The following is a 16,912-nucleotide window of genomic DNA, read 5'->3' on the forward strand; positions in this document are numbered from 1 at the left end:
TGTTCCGCTCAGCTTGCAGAAAGCCGATTCAGGCTATGTTGACAGCCAGACGAAGCGTCAGAGGCAACACCTTGACCTTGCCATTAGGGCAAGGTTGATGATCAGCCTCGCCGGACTGGCCGGCATCTACAGAGGGCTTCTCATGAATTCAACCCAGCTTCAGGTTCAAGGCATGACGTGCGGTGCCTGCGTTCGACACGTCACCCAGGCCTTGAACACCATCGCCGGCGTCGAGGCGGTCGAGGTCGATCTGCAAAGTGGACGGGTTCGCATCGATGGTGACGCCGATAACGCTGCATTGATTGCCGCCCTGAACGAGGCCGGCTACCCCGCTCAGCTCACGAGCCAGACCACACCCGCCGCGGCGCCGAAGACAGGCTGTGGCAGCGGCTGCGGTTGCCGTTGATTTTTCATTCAGGAGTGCTGTCATGCGTTTCATCAAACCCAAGTTCGCATTCATTGCCGCCTTGTTGATGGCCGGCAGCGTCCATGCCGCCGATGTGATCGACGTGCACCGGGACGCCAACTGCGGTTGCTGCAAGGACTGGGTCAAGTACCTGCAGGCCAATGGTTTCGAGGTTCGCGACCATGTTGAAAGCAACATGTCGGCTGTCAAACAGCGTCTGGGCGTGGCCCCGCGGCTGGGCTCGTGCCATACCGCGGTGATCGACGGCAAATTCGTGGAAGGTCACGTGCCGGTCGCGCAGATCCGCGAGCTGCAACAACGCCGCGACCTGCTTGGTGTGGCTGCGCCGGGTATGCCTGCCGGCTCGCCCGGGATGGATTATGGCCAGCCAGCACAGGCCTATCAGGTCATCGGGCTGACCGCCGAGGGCACCGATCTGGTGCTGGCAAGCTACCCGGCAGAGTGAATCTGGCCGCGAGCTTTGCGTCTGCCTGCCTTGGCGCAGGCAGACGCATTTGCAATCAGAGCTGAGCAAAACAGGATCTCCATGCGCCGTACATCATCGCGCCGTACCTTCGTCAAAAGTCTGGCCGCAGGAGGCGTTGTCGCCGGGCTAGGCATCTGGCGCCAGCCAGTGTGGGCCGTTGCGCGTCCTCACCAGACCGGTGACCAGGGCGTATTGGCCGGAACGCAGTTCGACCTGAACATCGACTCGCTGGCGGTCAACTTCAGCGGTCGCGAGCGCACTGCGATGGCCATCAACGGGAGTATTCCCGGCCCTCTGCTGCGCTGGCGCGAAGGCGATACCGTGACGCTGCGAGTGCACAATCGCCTGCCGCAAGATACGTCGATCCACTGGCACGGCATCCTGCTACCGGCCAACATGGATGGCGTGCCCGGCTTCAGTTTTGCTGGCATCGCACCGGATGGAATGTACGAGTATCGCTTCCGCGTGAAACAGAGCGGCACCTACTGGTACCACAGCCACTCGGCGTTTCAGGAACAGCTCGGCGTCTACGGGCCGCTGGTCATCGATCCGCTCGAGCCCGACCCGTTCGAGTACGAGCGTGACTACGTGGTGATGCTGACCGACTGGACCGGTGAAGGCCCAGCCCGCGTACTCGACAAACTGAAAAAGCAATCGGATTACTACAACCGCGGGCGGCGAACCCTCGGCGACTTCATCAATGACGTGGCCGAGCAGGGTTGGCGCGAAACCGTTGGCGATCGCTGGGCCTGGGCAAAGATGAAGATGACGCCGACGGACCTCGCCGATATCAGCGGCGAAACCTACACCTACCTGCTCAATGGCCAGGCACCGGATGGCAACTGGACCGGCGTCTTCGAACCGGGCGAGCGGGTACGGCTGCGCCTGATCAACGGCTCGGCCATGACCTATTTCGACTTCCGCATTCCGGGCCTGAAGCTCACCGTTGTGGCTGTAGATGGACAGAACGTCGAGCCGGTCGGGGTCGATGAACTGCGCCTGGCGGTCGCCGAAACGGTCGACGTGATCGTCACGCCGGATGGCGGTCAGGACGCCTATACCCTGTTCGCCCAATCGATGGATCGCAGCGGCTTTGCCCGTGGCACCCTGGCCCTTCGCCAGGGGCTGAGCGCGCCGGTGCCAGAGCCCGACGCACGCCCTGAGCTGAGCATGGAAGACATGGGGCATGGCGATCACGGCGCACATGCGGCGGGCAACGATCAGCCGGCGATGCAGCACGAAGCTCCACAGCACGGCCAGATGGACCATGACAAGATGGACCACAGCCAGATGCAACCGTCGAGCATGGAAGGCATGGGCGGCATGGACCATTCGGCAATGGGCCACGCTGGCGATGCCATGGCCAGCAGCCAGATGCAGACCCACCCTGCCAGTGAAAAGGGCAATCCGCTGGTCGACATGCAAACCATGATGCCAGTGCCAAAGCTGGATGATCCGGGTATCGGCCTGCGCGATAACGGCCGCCGCGTGCTGACCTACGCTGACCTGCGCAGCACCTTCCCCGACCCGGACGGCCGTGAGCCGACGCGCACCATCGAGCTGCACCTGACCGGTCATATGGAGCGCTTCGCCTGGTCATTCGACGGGATCCCCTACGCGAAATCCGAGCCGATCCGTCTCACGTACGGCGAGCGGGTGCGCTTCGTGCTGGTCAACGACACCATGATGCACCACCCCATTCACCTGCATGGGTTGTGGAGCGATCTTGAGGATGAACACGGCCAGTTTCAGGTACGCAAGCACACCATCGACATGCCTCCCGGCTCCAAGCGGAGCTATCGCGTCACGGCTGATGCACTCGGGCGCTGGGCTTACCACTGCCACATGCTGATGCACATGGACCTCGGGATGTTCCGCGAAGTCCGGGTCGAAGAATAAAGGAGAACCTCATGAGCATTCTCAAGCGCAACTCACTGTTGGTGTTCGGCCTACTTGCCGCCCTGCCGCTGACCGCTCTGCAGGCACAGACCGAGCACGACGGTCACCATCCGGCTGAAACCCCGCCGCAGCACGCCGCCCCAGAGGCTGGTCACCCGCAGAAGCCGCAAGGCGGCATGATGAACCATGACGGGATGGGCCACGGCAGCATGGATCACGACCAGATGATGCAGATGCATGAGCAGCACAAGGGGTCCGGGCAAATGGACCACGGCAACATGGGTTCAGCGCCTCATCAACCCCAAGGGCGTGACGATCAGAGCCCGAAGCATGACCATTAAGCTCGCGCTATTAGGCGCGCTCTGCCTGGCTGCGGCGACCAGCCAGGCGCAGGAAGCGATGGACCACTCCGGTCATGCCGGCCACTCACCGGCTGCACCCGTTCCCGCTGAAAGTCACGGTCAGAACCACTCGCAGCCGAGCCACACGCAATCGGACCGCGGCATGATGGATCATGAAGCTATGGATCATGGAGCAATGGACCATTCAGGCCACGCCATGCCGCATCCACCCCCAACGGGGATCCCGCCAGGCGAGGCAAGTCGCCCGCCTGTCCCGACGCTTAGTCCCGCTGACATCGAGGCGGCGTTTCCCGACCTGCCCGAACACGGCATGCATCAGGGCGGCAGCCACTTCATGTTCGTCGCCGACGAACTGGAATGGCAGGACGCCGACGCCGGCAGCACGCTAGCCTGGGATTTGAGTGGTTGGGCTGGCGGCGACATCGAACGGCTGGCCTTTCGCTCGGAAGGCGAGCGAACCAATGGGCATACCGAAGAAGCCGAACTGCAGCTGCTCTGGAGCCATGCAATCGGCCCCTGGTGGGAAACCGTTGCCGGTGTCCGCCAGGACTTCGAACCCGGCTCGCCGCAAACCTGGGCGGCATTCGGCGTTCAGGGAATGCCACTGTACGGGCTGGAAACCGAAGCCACGGCGTTCCTCGGCGAGGGCGGTCAGTCCGCGCTCCGGTTGGAAGCCGAGTACGACCTGCTGCTGACGCAGCGTTGGGTGCTTCAGCCCACCGCCGAGCTGAATCTGTATGGACGCACGGACGAATCCCGTGGCATCGGCTCCGGGCTCAGCGACGCGAGCGTCGGGCTTCGGTTGCGCTATGAGATCAGCCGACAGTTCGCGCCTTACGTGGGCGTCAGCTGGAGCCGGGCTTACGGCAACAGCGCCGAGCTGCAGCGGGCTGAGGGTGAAGATACAAGCGAGGCTCGCCTGGTGGCGGGTATCCGATTCTGGTTCTGAGGTAATGGATGATGCTCAAAACCCTGACGACACTGCTATTGGCTGCAGTGGCATTGGTGCTGGCCGCTGCGGCCGTGGTGTACTTCGGCGTCGTCAACGTCGGAGCCGACGTGCCGCATAGCGGGCCGATCCACGCGCTGTTGGAGACCACCCGTCAGCGCTCCGTGGCGGTCCGTGCCGAAGCTATCGAGGTGCCGGAACTGGGCGATGCCGAACTCATTCGCTCAGGCGCTGGCAACTACGAAGCCATGTGCGTCGTTTGCCATCTCGCACCGGGTACCGGACCGACCGAGCTGAGCGAAAATCTCAGCCCGGCGCCGCCGAATCTGACGGACGCAAACCGCAAGCGCGACCCGGCCGAGGATTTCTGGACGATCAAACACGGGATTCAAGCCTCCGGTATGCCTGCATGGGGCCGGAGCATGGAAGACCGCTACATCTGGGAGCTGGTCGCGCTGCTCGAGCAACTGCCTAAGCTGACGGCCATGGAATACAAGGCGCTGGTGGCGACGAGCGGTGGTCATCATCACGGTGGTGGGGAAACTCACATGCCCAGTGCTGCGCCCGTGGCTAAAGACGATCACCATAGCGACATGCACTCGTCTGGAAACCACCATCAGGCAGCGGAGCCCAAGCCTGACATCCACCGTCACGCCGACGGCAGCGATCACGTTCATTGACCGACTGCTCCGCGGCATCTGGCTCAGGCGCCGCGGAGCCTTCGGTTTAGCCCTGGGATGCTGCGACTGTTTCGCTGCTCGACGCGTTACCGAAGTCAGACGGGCGATAGGCGTCGCGCCACGCCTGATAGCGCTGATCCTGCCAGACCCGCGAATGCAGCTGCGCCATGCCGTCCGGATCGTTCAGCAAGCGCCAGCGAGCCGCTTCGGCAGCCCCGTTTGGCCCCGCATCGAGGATCTGCCGCATACGTTGTTCACGCAGCGACTCGGCACCCGCAACCACCTTGGCATGCCGCGCCCGCGCCATGCCGCACACCAGCGCGTTGTAGATCGGATCGACAGTGGCCGCGATAAAGCCGTTCGCCAGCGCGTTAGCCTGGTTCTCCCGCGTGTAGCGGTCGGTCGACGCCAGTTCCTGCGGCGGCTGGAACTCCTCGGGGATGAGGAACAACTTGCGGCGAAACGCAGCCAGCCCAAGGCCGGTACGGCTGGTGATCACCGATACAGGCGCCGACAGGATCAGCGAAACCACGATCGGTGCGAGCCACCAGAGAAAGGCGGGATCGAGCCAGCCCACCAGCGCGGTCCAGAGCACACCCAGCAGCATCTGCGGACCGTGTCGGCGCAAGGCTTCGCTCCAGGGTGTCGCATTATCGGCGCGCTGCGGTGAGTTCCACTGCACCGACCAGCCGAGAAACGCGGCGCTGACGAATACCGTGTGGAACAACATGCGCACCGGCGCGGCCAGCATGGAAAACAAGCTTTCCAGCAGCATCGACAGCAACAGGCGAGCACGCCCGCCGTACTCGTGAGCGCCCTGAATGCAGATCAGCAATACGCTGAGCAGCTTCGGCAGGAACAGCAGCGTCAGCGTCGCCGAGAACAGCGCAATGGCCTCCTGCGGGTGCCACTGCGGCCACAGCGGATACAGCTGATTCGGCTGCAGGAAGTACTCCGGCACCATCAGCGTGTGAATCGCCAGCAGCCCGGTCGACAGCGCCAGAAAGACGAACCACAGCGGCGCCGACAGGTAGGACATTACCCCCGTCAGGAACACGAAGCGGTGCACCGTGTGCATGCCCTTAACCAGGAACAGCCGGAAGTTCATCAGGTTGCCGTGGCACCAGCGACGGTCGCGCTTGAGCTCGTCGAGCAGGTTCGGTGGCAACTCCTCGTAGCTGCCGGGCAGGTCATAGGCAATCCAGACGCCCCACCCGGCACGACGCATCAGCGCCGCTTCGACGAAGTCGTGGGACAGGATGTCGCCGGCAAAAGCGCCCTTGCCCGGCAGCGGCGCCAGGGCGCAGTGCTCGATAAAGGGTTTGACCCGGATGATCGCGTTGTGGCCCCAGTAATGGGACTCGCCCAACTGCCAGTAATTGAGCCCGGCCGTGAACAACGGGCCGTAGACGCGCGTGGCGAACTGCTGCATGCGCGCATACAGCGTGTCCATGCCCGATGCCTTTGGCGCCGTCTGGATGATGCCGGCACCGGGATTGGCTTCCATCAGCCGCACCAGGCTGGTCAGGCAGTCGCCGCTCATGACGCTGTCGGCGTCGAGCACCACCATGTAGCGGTAGCTGCTACCCCAGCGGCGACAGAAGTCGTCGATGTTGCCGCTCTTGCGCTTCACCCGACGACGGCGACGCCGATAGAAGATATGGCCGAAGCCGTCGACTTCCCGGCAGACCTCCAGCCAGGCCTTCTGCTCTGCGACGCAGGTATCCGGATCATTGCTGTCGCTGAGCACGAAAATGTCGAAGTGCTCCATCTGCCCCGTCGCCTTGAGCGATTCGAACGTCGCGCGCAATCCGGCGAATACGCGCGGCACATCCTCGTTGGCGATTGGCATCACCAGCGCCGTGCGCGCCTCGCGCGGGATCGGCTCATCGCCAAGGGTCGTCGCCGAGATGTTGTATTGGTCATGCCTCTTGAGCAGCTGAATGAAGCCCATCAGCGCCGTCCAGAAGCCCACCGACACCCAGCAGAACAACAGCGCGAACAGCAGCAGAATGCTCGTCTGTACGACATAAGGCAGGATCTGCCGCGCCGACTCCTGCAGCGGCTGCTGGAACACCTCCTGCAGATCGATCAGCGCCCAGCCCTGATACGGCAGCACCGATTTCATGTGCCAGGTCGCGATAACAGTCTGCACCAGCATCAATATCAGCAATGTTGCACGGCGATAGGCCGCCACCTTGCGCCAGCCCGAACGATCAACGGACTGCGCAGGCGGCAGCTCCACCGTACGATTCTTCTTGTTCAGCAAGCGCCACCAGCTGAGCCGCAGCACGTTGGTGTGCCACGGCTCTGGCACCATCCGCGTGCGCACAATGGGCGGGGTCGAGCCGATGCAGGTGCGACCCTGATGATCCTGAGTGAGCGCCTTTGCGCGCTCCAGGGTCTCGCCCCAGCCGAGTTTCAGGCGAGCGGCGACCGATCCCAGCAGATCACCTCCGCTCGGTTCGATGTCGCTGGCAGTCGGTACCGCTTGACCCAGTGCCCGATGAATATCCGCCAGCTCGCCATTGCCCTGTTCCACGTCTCGGATCAGCGCTTGGCGTTGCGGGTCATCCAGCGGCAACTGGCTGATGTAGCGCCCGATATTTGAAGGCTCCACGAGGTTACTCACTGATCGGAATCTGGTAGCTCCAGGTTTCGGAAAGCGTCTTCTCGCCTTCCACCAGGGCTGCGCGCAGTTCAACGGGACGTTTGGGGTCGCGCACCTTCAGACGCAAGGTCAGGCGCCAGCCATTGGTTACCGGGTTGTGCCGCAGATTGTTTTCCACCAGCTCGGCGTTGTCGCCAATGCTGACCCGCGTCGAGACCGGCGCGTCCGCGGGCATTTCGGCCAGGTTCGGGCCGACGAAATCGACGATCAGCGCCGTACTGCCGTCAGGCTGGCGTATCAGATTGGACTGTTTCACATCACCAGCAGACAGCCGCGTCTGGCTGACCCAAGCAAGTTTCGGGTCATGCAGCGCCGGTTCATCCATGGTGAAGTGCAGACGGTACTCGAAGTCCAGCGGCTCGCCGGGCTCGGGTTGCTGCTCCGGCACCCAGAACGCGACGATGTTGTCATTGGTTTCGTCCGGCGTGGGGATTTCGATCAGTTCCACCCGGCCCTTGCCCCAGTCGCCCTTGGGCTCGACCCAGCCGCTGGGTCGCAGCTCGTAGCGGTCGTCCAGGTCCTCGTAGCGGCCAAAATCACGGGTGCGCTGGAGCAGCCCGAATCCGCGCGGGTTCTCGACTGCGTAACTGCTGATGGCCAGCCGCTTGGGATTGTTCAGTGGCCGCCAGATCCACTCGTCAGCACCGGTGTGAATCGCCAGCCCCTCGGAGTCGTGCAGCTGTGGTCGGTAATTGAGCAGTTCGCTGGGCTGATTGGCACCGAACAGATACATGCTGGTGAGGGCGCCGATACCGAGTTTCTCAACCGGCTCACGCAAATAGACACGTGCTTTGACATCGACCGTGCTGTCCTTGCCCGGCGTGACCACCATCCGGTAGGCGCCTGTGGCGCGTGGCGAATCCAGCAGCGCGTAGATCACCAAGTTGCGGCGATCCGCTTTGGGACGTTCGATCCAGAACTCGCGAAAGCGCGGAAACTCCTCGCCGCTCGGCAGCGCCGTATCGATGGCCAGACCGCGCGCAGACAGCCCATACACCTGACCCTTACCGATCACCCGGAAATAGCTGGCACCCAGCAGCGTCATCAGCTCATCGGCCTTGTCTGCCTTGTTCAATGGATAGAGCACCTTGAAACCGGCAAAACCGAGGTTTTCCAGAGCAGCAGGTTCAATCTCGACCTTGCCGAACTCGAACATCTCCGGGTTATAGCGGATCTTTTCGACGCCTTTCGAGGTGATCTGGTTGATCCTCACCGGCACGTCGAAGTGCATCCCCTGGTGATAGAACTGCACCTCAAAGGGAGTCGGCTCGTCGTGCCATAGCGCTTTGTCGCTGCGGAAACGCAACTGCTGATAATCGGCAAAGGCCATGTTGCGAAACACTGGCGGCAGATTGCTCTGCGGCGCTGCATAGCCTTGTTCCGCAAGCTTTTCGGCCTTGGCCGCGACATCATCGAGGCTGAACGCCCAGCTGTTGCTGGCAAACAGCCCCAGACACAGACTCAACGTCATTCCCAGTGCCCGACCCATGCGAGCGCCTGTTTTGAAATGATAGGTACGTGACACATCGCCTCCTGAGCAATTGCGATTCCCACTGACCGCATAGCGGCCCGGTTTGCTGTCGTTGGTCTTCTCCAGTGGCAAATGATTCACTGGAAAACCAAGCAAAGCGGCAAATCATCCCACGCCGCCTGTGCGCCGGATAGCTGCTGCGAGAGGTCTTTTTGCAGATTGTTCAACGCCGCTCAGCCCCCAGCCAGAGCGGGCTGAAGGCCAGGCGGCCAGCGATCATCTCAACGCATTACAGGAGGGTGAATTGCCCGCGTTTGACTTCGGTCGAATCCAGCCCGATCTGCACCTCGAACACGCCGGGTTCGGCCACTCTTTCGAGTTGTGCGTTGACGAATATCAGGTCCTTTTCTTCGAGCTTGAAGCGTACTTGCCGCGTCTCACCGGCCTTGAGGAACACCTTGCGGAACCCTTTGAGTTCCTTGACCGGGCGGATCACCGACGCGACCTCGTCCCGGATATACAACTGCACGACTGTCGCTCCATCACGCGACCCGGTGTTCTTCAGCGTCACGCTGACCTCCAAATCGCCGCCGCGCGCCATGGTCGGGCTCGACATGCGCACCTCGGACAACTCGAACTCGGTGTAGCTCAAACCATAGCCGAAGGGGTACAGCGGCCCATTGGGCTCCTCGAAATATTGCGAGGTGTAGTTGCCCGGCTTGCCCTCGACATAGGGACGGCCGACGCGCAGGTGGTTGTAATAGGTGGGAATCTGCCCGACCGACCGGGGAAAGGAGATCGGCAGCTTGCCGGCCGGATTCTGATCGCCAAACAGCACATCAGCGATGGCATGCCCACCTTCGGTGCCACTGAACCAGCTTTCCACAACCGCATCGGCATTGGCCTTCGCCCAGTTGAGGTCCAGCGGGCGGCCGTTCATCAGCACCAGCACCAGCGGTTTACCGGTCTTCTTCAGCGCTTTCAAAAGTGTTTGCTGGTTTTCAGGGATCTGCAGGCTGGTGCGGCTCGATGCTTCATGCGACATGCCGCGCGATTCGCCCACTGCCGCAACGATGACGTCGGCCTGTTCGGCAACCGCGACCGCCTCGGCAATCATCGCTTGCGGCGAGCGGGCATCCTGTACCACCTCGGGTTTGTCCCAATTGAGGAAGTTCAGGTAGTCGACCATATGCGGGTCGTCGGTAATGTTGGCGCCGCGAGCGTGCCGGACGATGGCTTTTTCGCCCACCGCATCGAGCAAGCCCTGATGCAGCGTCACCGATTGTTTGGCGACACCTGCAGCGGACCAGCTGCCCATCATGTCGACCGGCGAGTCGGCCAGTGGCCCCACCAGCGCAATGGTTCCGCGCTTTTGCAGCGGCAAGGTCTGCTTCTTGTTTTCAAGCAGCACGATTGATTCACGCGCTACGGCTCTGGCGGCTTCGCGATGCAGACGGCTCTCCGCGTTGACGTTTGCCGGATCGTCCTCTGCCGACCCGATACGCCGGAAGGGATCATGAAACAGACCCATGTCGTACTTGGCGCCCAGCACCTCGCGAACGGCCGTGTCGATCTCACCGATCCCGACCTCACCCGAGGCCACCAGCCCCGGCAGTTCCTCGCGATACAGGGCGTCGGCCATGCTCATGTCGATGCCGGCTTTGATCGCCAGCTTTGCGGCCTCGCGGCCGTCCTTGGCAACACCATGACGGATAAGCTCGCTGATCGCACCGTGGTCGCTGAGGGCCACACCGTCAAAGCCCCAGTCACGCCGCAGCAAATCCTGCAGCAGCCAGGTATTGGCGCTGGCTGGCACTCCATTGATGGAGTTCAGCGCAACCATCACTCCGCCTGCTCCGGCATCGATAGCCGCCTGGTAAGGCGGCAGGTAGTCCTGATGCATGCGCATCGGGCTCATATCCACCACGTTGTAGTCACGGCCGCCTTCGACCGCACCGTACAGGGCGAAATGCTTGACGCTGGCGGTCACGCTGTCCGCCGCAGCTGGCGACTTGCCCTGATAGGCCTGGACCATGGTGCGCGCGATCTCCGAAACCAGATACGGGTCTTCGCCAAACCCTTCCGATGTCCGCCCCCAGCGCGGATCGCGGGAGATATCCACCATTGGCGCAAAGGTCATGTCCAGACCGTCGGCACTGGCCTCAATGGCCTGAACGCGCCCACTGGTGGCGATTGTGTCGAGATCCCAGCTCGAAGCCAGGCCCAGGTCGATGGGAAAGATCGTCCGGTGACCGTGCACCACGTCATAGGCAAAGAAGATCGGGATCTTCATTCGGCTGCGCAACGCCGCTTGCTGCATCGGTCGGTTGTCATGACGGGTCACTGTGTTGAAGGTGCCACCAATGTGGCCGGCCGCCAGTTCTTCGAGGATGCGCTCACGTGGCATGTCGCCACCGATGCTGATCAGCCGCAATTGGCCGATTTTCTCTTCCAGCGTCATCTGTTCGATCAGGCTGGCGATGAAGGCCGGCTTGTCGTCCAGCAACGGGGAGCGGGGCTCGGCAGCGACTGATTGCAGCGAAAGACCGGCCATCAGACCGAGCAGATACAGCCTTTTCATTATTGAGAGATTCCTGAGCCAGAGAGGCTAGTGGGGCGAACCGTCTGTTCCGGCAGCGACGGCTTAAGCGTTGCTGAGTATGAGTTTTCTGATGGGTTACAACCAGCGCTATACATCAGCGGCGCAGCCGTTGCAGCGAGCCGCTATGGAATTCGGAGTTACAGCCGTGCGGGCCGCATGATCCGTATCGCCAGCAACCCGTGGCGCCCAGCTGTTCGGCCCGTCAGCGCGGCGCCTACCCTCGACGGGCGCAGCAAGCGGTGCCGGCAGCAGACCATCTCGTGTGCGATTCGCTTCGCAAGGTTACTTTTTGCCGGGGAAACGCTTCACGGAAGCGAGCCAGGCATCGTCGAGGCAGGTCTGATTGATATTCATACCGCGCGCTTCCATCAGGTCGCGATGCTGATTGATTTCCCCGGTCACGTCGCTGAGCGAGGCGCTGTTGCCATCGAGCTGATGCATTTGCGTAAGCCCCATATGGTAGAAACGCAGCAACTTTATCGCCTCGGAATCGCCGGCCGCTACGCCCGCCGTAACGTGATGCATGACGTTGGTCACGCTCATCAGGCTGCGCTTGAGGCGCCAACCGTAAGCCGCACAGGACATCCAGGCCTGCTTGAGGTAGACAAAACGCACCAGTGCGGCAGTCAGGAGCAAACCGGTGGCAACACCTGTCACGTTCCACTTCAGATTATCGGCACCCGTCTCGCCGAACAGCGCAACGGCCAGGGTCGCCAGCCCCATCGCCAGCACAGCGAAGGTCGCCACTACAACCAGGGTGCTTCGCCGCGTCTGTTGCCGGTAGCTTTCCGGGTTGAGCGGCTTGATTTCAAATACAACCATATTCGCAATCCTTGGGTTGGACGGGTCAGAGAGGCCGACGGGCGCGGCATTATCACCCAGCCAACGATGGGGCGGCTGATGCGGGACAGCCTTTGTGTCGCCCGCAGAGGCCACTATCGAGGCTGACGGCTCGGCTTGCCAACGCCGTCGCAGCACAAACACCGCGGGCACCCCGCTGGCTTTCAAGCGGCCGTATCAGCCTCTATGATCAGCGCATCGTACCCGTAGCAGTCAAAAGGACCTCAATCATGAGCCGCTATGAAATTTCGTTTTCCGGCGAACTCGCTCCGGGCGCAAAGCTGGAGCAGGTCGAGGCCAACCTGACTCGCCTGTTTCAGGCCGACGCCCAGCGCATCGCCGTACTGTTTTCCGGTCGACGAATCGTGATCAAGCAGGATCTCGACCATGTCAGCGTCGAGAAGTATCGCCAGGCCATGGCGCGCGCCGGCGCTATTGCAGAAGTTCGTCCGATGCCGGTTGAAGTCGAGGAAATCGAGCTGGCTCCGCCACCGCAAGAAGACCCGGCCCCGGCCCCGGCCCCGGTCCAGCAGGCTTCAGCCACGCCTGCACCGCCTCAACCGTTGAAGGTGGCCCCACGGGACGAGTACATGGCTGCGTTCGCCGACGTCGAAGCGCCTGACTTCGGCATTGCGCCGGTCGGCGTCGACCTGCAGGACGCACGCGCCCCCGTACAGCCGCCTGCTGTCGACCTGACACAATTCAGCCTGGCGCCGGTGGGCAGTGACATGGGCGAGCGCCGCCGCGCCAGCGATGCACCGGTGCCAGATACGTCTCACCTGAAGCTGGTGGACTGATTCGCGCATTTTCCCAAGGGTGGGTTGAAGCGATACCACCGCCGGTCTAGCTCTTCGCGGCCAAGGCCGCTCCCACAAACCAATCATCCACCCGCACCGTGGGAGCGGTCTCGACCGCGAACGGCCCTCCCAGCGCAGCCAACTCCCCTCGCATAAATCATCATCCACCCGCCCCCGTGGGAGCGGTCTCGACCGCGAAAGGCGCTCCCAGCGCAGCCAACGCCCCTCGCACAAACCAATCATCCACTCGCCCCGTGGGAGCGGTCTCGACCGCGAAAGGCGCTCCCAGCGCAGCCAACGCCCCTCGCACAAACCAATCATCCACCCGCACCGTGGGAGCGGTCTTGACCGCGAAAAGGGCCCAAAGCAACACCACCGACTGGCTTGCACACTGTTTGGCCTACGCCCGCCGATGCATTTCCAGACCAGACATTCCCGCTCAACCGTGGCAAAGCGCAAGGCACGCCAGATCATCAAAGGCACCTCAGACATGAGCGACTCTTTTTTCGCGGTCGAGACCGCTCCCACAAGTCGGAGACACTCTGTGGGAGCAGTCTTGACGGCGAAAGGTCCTCCCAGCGCAGCCAACTCCCCTCGCACAAATCATCATCCACCCGCCCCCGTGGGAGCGGTCTTGACCGCGAACGGCCACCACATGAGCCGATAACCGGGCGCTTTTTCGGCAACCCCGGATTGGCTTCAGCCCACCGACGCGCCATTTGAGCGAACTCGCGGCGCTGCGCGGTGCTCCAAACCTGCAAGCCCGCCAAGTGCCTGTATCCATGGATCTCGTCGTTGCCCGCCCAGAAGGTCTCTACTGTCCGCCCGGTAATTTCTACATAGACCCCTGGCGCCCAGTCGATCGCGCCGTCATCACCCACGCCCATGGCGACCACGCGCGCTGGGGCATGGGCCACTACCTGGCCTCTAGCGACAGCGAAGGCATTCTGCGCTCGCGCATCGCAGCCGACATGCCCTTGCAAACGCTGGCCTATGGTGAATCCATCGAGCATCACGGCGTAAAGCTCAGCTTCCATCCCGCTGGTCATGTACTCGGCTCCGCCCAGGTTCGGCTGGAGTACAAAGGCGAAGTCTGGGTCGCGTCGGGCGACTACAAGGTCGAGCCGGACAGAACTTGCGCGCCCTTCGAGCCGGTGCGCTGCCACACCTTCATCACCGAATCGACCTTCGGCCTGCCGATCTACAAATGGCCGTCACAGGCTCAGGTGTTCCGCGAGATCAATGACTGGTGGCGCGCCAACGCCGCCGCCGGGCGCGCGAGCGTGCTGTTCTGCTACGCCTTCGGCAAGGCGCAGCGCATCCTGCACGGCCTGGACGAAAGCATCGGCACCATCGTGGTCCACGGTGCGGTGGAGCCGTTGAACAAGGTCTACCGCGAAGGCGGCATTTACCTGCCACCGACTGTCTATGCCGGCGACCTGAAGAAAGGCGACCCACGTTTGAAGCACGCCATCATCCTCGCCCCTCCGTCGGCTGGCGGCAGCACCTGGATGCGCCGCTTCGGCGATTATGCCGACGCCTTTGCCAGCGGCTGGATGATGCTGCGCGGCACCCGCCGTCGGCGCGGGGTCGATCGCGGTTTCGTGCTCTCCGATCATGCCGACTGGCCCGGCCTGCTCTGGGCGATCGAGCAGACCGGCGCTGAGCGGGTCATGGTGACCCACGGCTCGGTCCCGGTGCTGGTACGCTACCTACGGGAAACGCGCGGCCTTGATGCCCAAGCCTTTGAGACCGAATACGGAGAAGAGGACGACGCCGCACAGGAGGTCGAATGAACCGCCGCCCCGCCTTGCGTGCCCTTCCGATGAACGCCGGTTCCAAGATCCGACACCACTCCTTTTGTAGAAGCGAGCCTGCTCGCGAACAGCCGATCTCAGCGCACATCGGAGGCCATGAATGAAGGCCTTCGCCACCCTCTACAGTCGCCTCGACGCCACCACCTCAAGCAACGCCAAACTCGCGGCGATGCGCGACTACTTCCGCGACGCCGATCCGGCCGACGCCGCGTGGGCCGTGTATTTCCTGGCCGGTGGCCGGCCGCGCCAGCTGGTGCCGACCCGCGTGCTGCGGGAAACCGCCATGCAGGCCTCGGAACTGCCGGAATGGTTGTTCGAGGAGAGCTACCAGGCGGTCGGCGACATGGCCGAAACCATCTCGCTGCTGATGCCCGAAGCCGAGCACAGCTCCGACGACGGGCTGGCCGTGTGGATGCAGGACAAGTTGCTGCCGTTGCGCGGCTTGCCACCGGAAGAGCTGGCCGAGCGATTGCCCGCGCTGTGGAAACAGCTGGACCGCCTGAGCCTGATGGTCTGCATCAAACTGATCACCGGCGCCTTTCGCGTCGGCGTGTCGAAGCTGCTGGTCACTCGCGCGCTGGCATCACTGGTCGACCTCGACCCCAAGCGCGTGGCGCAGCGACTGGTGGGCTATACCGATCTGTCGCACCGCCCCAGCGCCGAGGGCTACCGCGCGCTGATCGCCGACGAATCCGAACACGAGCACGCCCAGCGCGGCGGCCAGCCCTACCCGTTCTTTCTCGCCCATCCGTTGCAGGCGCCTGTTGAAGAATTCGACACCCTGCTCGGCGCACCGGAAAACTGGTTCATCGAATGGAAGTGGGACGGCATCCGCGCGCAGCTGGTCAAGCGTGACGGGCAGATCTGGGTCTGGTCGCGTGGCGAAGAGCTGGTCAGCGAGCGTTTTCCGGAACTCTGCGAACTGGCCGGCTGCCTGCCGGACGGCACGGTGATCGACGGCGAGATCCTGGTCTGGAAGCACGCGCCCGGCGAGCCGACGGAAGCGCTCTTCGAGCAACCGGAAGGCGAAGATGGCGAAACCACCGAGCGCTTCGGCGTGCAGCCCTTCGCCTTGCTGCAGCAGCGCATCGGTCGCAAGAACCTGACCGCCAAGGTGCTGCAGGACGCCCCCGTCGCGGTGCTCGCTTATGACCTGCTGGAATGGCAGGGCGACGACTGGCGGCAACGTGAACATCGCGAGCGCCGGCGACAGCTCGAAACGGTGGTCGGGCAATGCCCCAACCCGCGACTGATGCTTTCACCGCTGGTCACCGGCAACGACTGGAACGATCTCGCGCAACAACGCGAAGCGTCACGCGCGCGGGGCGTCGAGGGCATGATGATCAAGGCCCGCGTTGCCCAGTACGGGGTCGGCCGGACCAAGGACGTGGGCGTCTGGTGGAAGTGGAAAATCGATCCGTATTCGGTCGATGCCGTGCTGATCTACGCGCAACGCGGCCACGGGCGTCGCGCCAGCCTCTATACCGACTACACCTTCGCCGTCTGGGACGGAGAACCGGGCGATCCGGAGCGCAAGCTGGTGCCCTTCGCCAAGGCCTATTCCGGCCTCACCGACGAGGAAATGCGCAAAGTCGACGCCATCGTGCGCAAGACCACGGTGGAAAAATTCGGCCCCGTGCGCAGCGTGACCCCTACCCTGGTGTTCGAGCTCGGCTTCGAAGGCATCGCCGCCAGCAGCCGCCACAAAAGCGGCATCGCCGTGCGCTTCCCGCGCATGCTGCGCTGGCGCCTGGACAAGCCGGTGGATGAAGCCGACACGCTGGAGACGCTGAAGGAATTGCTGGGATGATCGGCTTCTATCACCGAAGCGCCCGCTTTCATCAAATGGACCCAGGTCTAAGCGACTCTTTTTTTCGCGGTCGAGACCGCTCCCGCAGTGTGTCTCCGACTTGTGGGAGCGGTCTTGACCG

The 16,912-nt window shown here is 62.9% G+C and carries 13 protein-coding genes; 9 read left to right on the forward strand and 4 right to left on the reverse strand.

The window, feature by feature from the left end:
• Nucleotides 1–142: 142 nt before the first annotated feature.
• From PSTU_RS0107010 to PSTU_RS0107035, 6 genes are all read left to right on the forward strand, one after another.
• Nucleotides 143–406: a CopZ family metallochaperone gene (locus PSTU_RS0107010; protein WP_029404654.1), complete on the forward strand. Its 264-nt coding sequence runs from the start codon at nt 143–145 to the stop codon at nt 404–406.
• Nucleotides 407–428: 22 nt separating this feature from the next.
• Entirely contained in the window at nt 429–872 is a 444-nt protein-coding gene (locus tag PSTU_RS0107015; protein ID WP_019340329.1) for a DUF411 domain-containing protein, read from the forward strand.
• An 81-nt stretch (nt 873–953) separates the two neighbouring features.
• Nucleotides 954–2,792 carry a copper resistance system multicopper oxidase gene (locus PSTU_RS0107020; protein WP_019340330.1) on the forward strand — a complete coding sequence of 613 codons (1,839 nt, stop codon included), beginning with the start codon at nt 954–956 and terminating at the stop codon, nt 2,790–2,792.
• An 11-nt stretch (nt 2,793–2,803) separates the two neighbouring features.
• Nucleotides 2,804–3,133, forward strand: a complete 330-nt coding sequence (locus PSTU_RS0107025; RefSeq protein WP_019340331.1) for a hypothetical protein — start codon at nt 2,804–2,806, stop codon at nt 3,131–3,133.
• The gene (locus PSTU_RS0107030) at nt 3,123–4,103 is read left to right on the forward strand and encodes a copper resistance protein B (RefSeq protein WP_019340332.1); all 981 of its coding nucleotides are present in this window, start codon (nt 3,123–3,125) and stop codon (nt 4,101–4,103) included. Before PSTU_RS0107025 ends, PSTU_RS0107030 begins: the two co-directional genes overlap by 11 nt.
• Before the next feature lie 11 nt (nt 4,104–4,114).
• The gene (locus PSTU_RS0107035) at nt 4,115–4,783 is read left to right on the forward strand and encodes a c-type cytochrome (RefSeq protein ID WP_029404656.1); all 669 of its coding nucleotides are present in this window, start codon (nt 4,115–4,117) and stop codon (nt 4,781–4,783) included.
• A 46-nt stretch (nt 4,784–4,829) separates the two neighbouring features.
• On the opposite strand, the gene mdoH is transcribed toward PSTU_RS0107035, so the two are convergent.
• From mdoH to PSTU_RS0107055, 4 genes are all read right to left on the reverse strand, one after another.
• Entirely contained in the window at nt 4,830–7,415 is a 2,586-nt protein-coding gene (gene mdoH, locus PSTU_RS0107040) for a glucans biosynthesis glucosyltransferase MdoH (RefSeq protein ID WP_051127865.1), read from the reverse strand.
• Nucleotides 7,408–8,925, reverse strand: a complete 1,518-nt coding sequence (locus PSTU_RS0107045; RefSeq protein WP_029404657.1) for a glucan biosynthesis protein G — start codon at nt 8,923–8,925, stop codon at nt 7,408–7,410. Before PSTU_RS0107045 ends, mdoH begins: the two co-directional genes overlap by 8 nt.
• A 289-nt stretch (nt 8,926–9,214) precedes the next feature.
• Entirely contained in the window at nt 9,215–11,506 is a 2,292-nt protein-coding gene (bglX, locus tag PSTU_RS0107050) for a beta-glucosidase BglX (protein ID WP_019340336.1), read from the reverse strand.
• 303 nt (nt 11,507–11,809) lie between these two features.
• Entirely contained in the window at nt 11,810–12,349 is a 540-nt protein-coding gene (locus tag PSTU_RS0107055) for a DUF3087 domain-containing protein (protein WP_019340337.1), read from the reverse strand.
• A 248-nt stretch (nt 12,350–12,597) separates the two neighbouring features.
• On the opposite strand from PSTU_RS0107055, the gene PSTU_RS0107060 reads away from it, so the two are divergent.
• The 3 genes from PSTU_RS0107060 to PSTU_RS0107075 all read left to right on the forward strand — a co-directional run bounded on the left by PSTU_RS0107060 (nt 12,598) and on the right by PSTU_RS0107075 (nt 16,791).
• On the forward strand, nt 12,598–13,164 hold the full coding sequence (locus tag PSTU_RS0107060; RefSeq protein WP_019340338.1) for a hypothetical protein: 567 nt from the start codon (nt 12,598–12,600) through the stop codon (nt 13,162–13,164).
• Nucleotides 13,165–13,946: 782 nt separating this feature from the next.
• The gene (locus tag PSTU_RS0107070) at nt 13,947–14,960 is read left to right on the forward strand and encodes a ligase-associated DNA damage response exonuclease (protein ID WP_029404658.1); all 1,014 of its coding nucleotides are present in this window, start codon (nt 13,947–13,949) and stop codon (nt 14,958–14,960) included.
• Nucleotides 14,961–15,081: 121 nt separating this feature from the next.
• Entirely contained in the window at nt 15,082–16,791 is a 1,710-nt protein-coding gene (locus tag PSTU_RS0107075; protein ID WP_019340341.1) for an ATP-dependent DNA ligase, read from the forward strand.
• Nucleotides 16,792–16,912 lie beyond the last annotated feature (121 nt).

Source organism: Stutzerimonas stutzeri SDM-LAC (assembly GCF_000235745.1).
GTDB lineage: Bacteria > Pseudomonadota > Gammaproteobacteria > Pseudomonadales > Pseudomonadaceae > Stutzerimonas > Stutzerimonas stutzeri_H.

What these genes read in the sequence shown, in the direction of transcription:
- PSTU_RS0107010 (WP_029404654.1), top strand. Translation starts at nt 143, where the DNA reads ATGAATTCAACCCAGCTTCAGGTTCAAGGCATGACGTGCGGTGCCTGC.
- PSTU_RS0107015 (WP_019340329.1), top strand. Translation starts at nt 429, where the DNA reads ATGCGTTTCATCAAACCCAAGTTCGCATTCATTGCCGCCTTGTTGATG.
- PSTU_RS0107020 (WP_019340330.1), top strand. Translation starts at nt 954, where the DNA reads ATGCGCCGTACATCATCGCGCCGTACCTTCGTCAAAAGTCTGGCCGCA.
- PSTU_RS0107025 (WP_019340331.1), top strand. Translation starts at nt 2,804, where the DNA reads ATGAGCATTCTCAAGCGCAACTCACTGTTGGTGTTCGGCCTACTTGCC.
- PSTU_RS0107030 (WP_019340332.1), top strand. Translation starts at nt 3,123, where the DNA reads ATGACCATTAAGCTCGCGCTATTAGGCGCGCTCTGCCTGGCTGCGGCG.
- PSTU_RS0107035 (WP_029404656.1), top strand. Translation starts at nt 4,115, where the DNA reads ATGCTCAAAACCCTGACGACACTGCTATTGGCTGCAGTGGCATTGGTG.
- PSTU_RS0107045 (WP_029404657.1), bottom strand. Translation starts at nt 8,925, where the DNA reads ATGACGTTGAGTCTGTGTCTGGGGCTGTTTGCCAGCAACAGCTGGGCG.
- bglX (WP_019340336.1), bottom strand. Translation starts at nt 11,506, where the DNA reads ATGAAAAGGCTGTATCTGCTCGGTCTGATGGCCGGTCTTTCGCTGCAA.
- PSTU_RS0107055 (WP_019340337.1), bottom strand. Translation starts at nt 12,349, where the DNA reads ATGGTTGTATTTGAAATCAAGCCGCTCAACCCGGAAAGCTACCGGCAA.
- PSTU_RS0107060 (WP_019340338.1), top strand. Translation starts at nt 12,598, where the DNA reads ATGAGCCGCTATGAAATTTCGTTTTCCGGCGAACTCGCTCCGGGCGCA.
- PSTU_RS0107070 (WP_029404658.1), top strand. Translation starts at nt 13,947, where the DNA reads ATGGATCTCGTCGTTGCCCGCCCAGAAGGTCTCTACTGTCCGCCCGGT.
- PSTU_RS0107075 (WP_019340341.1), top strand. Translation starts at nt 15,082, where the DNA reads ATGAAGGCCTTCGCCACCCTCTACAGTCGCCTCGACGCCACCACCTCA.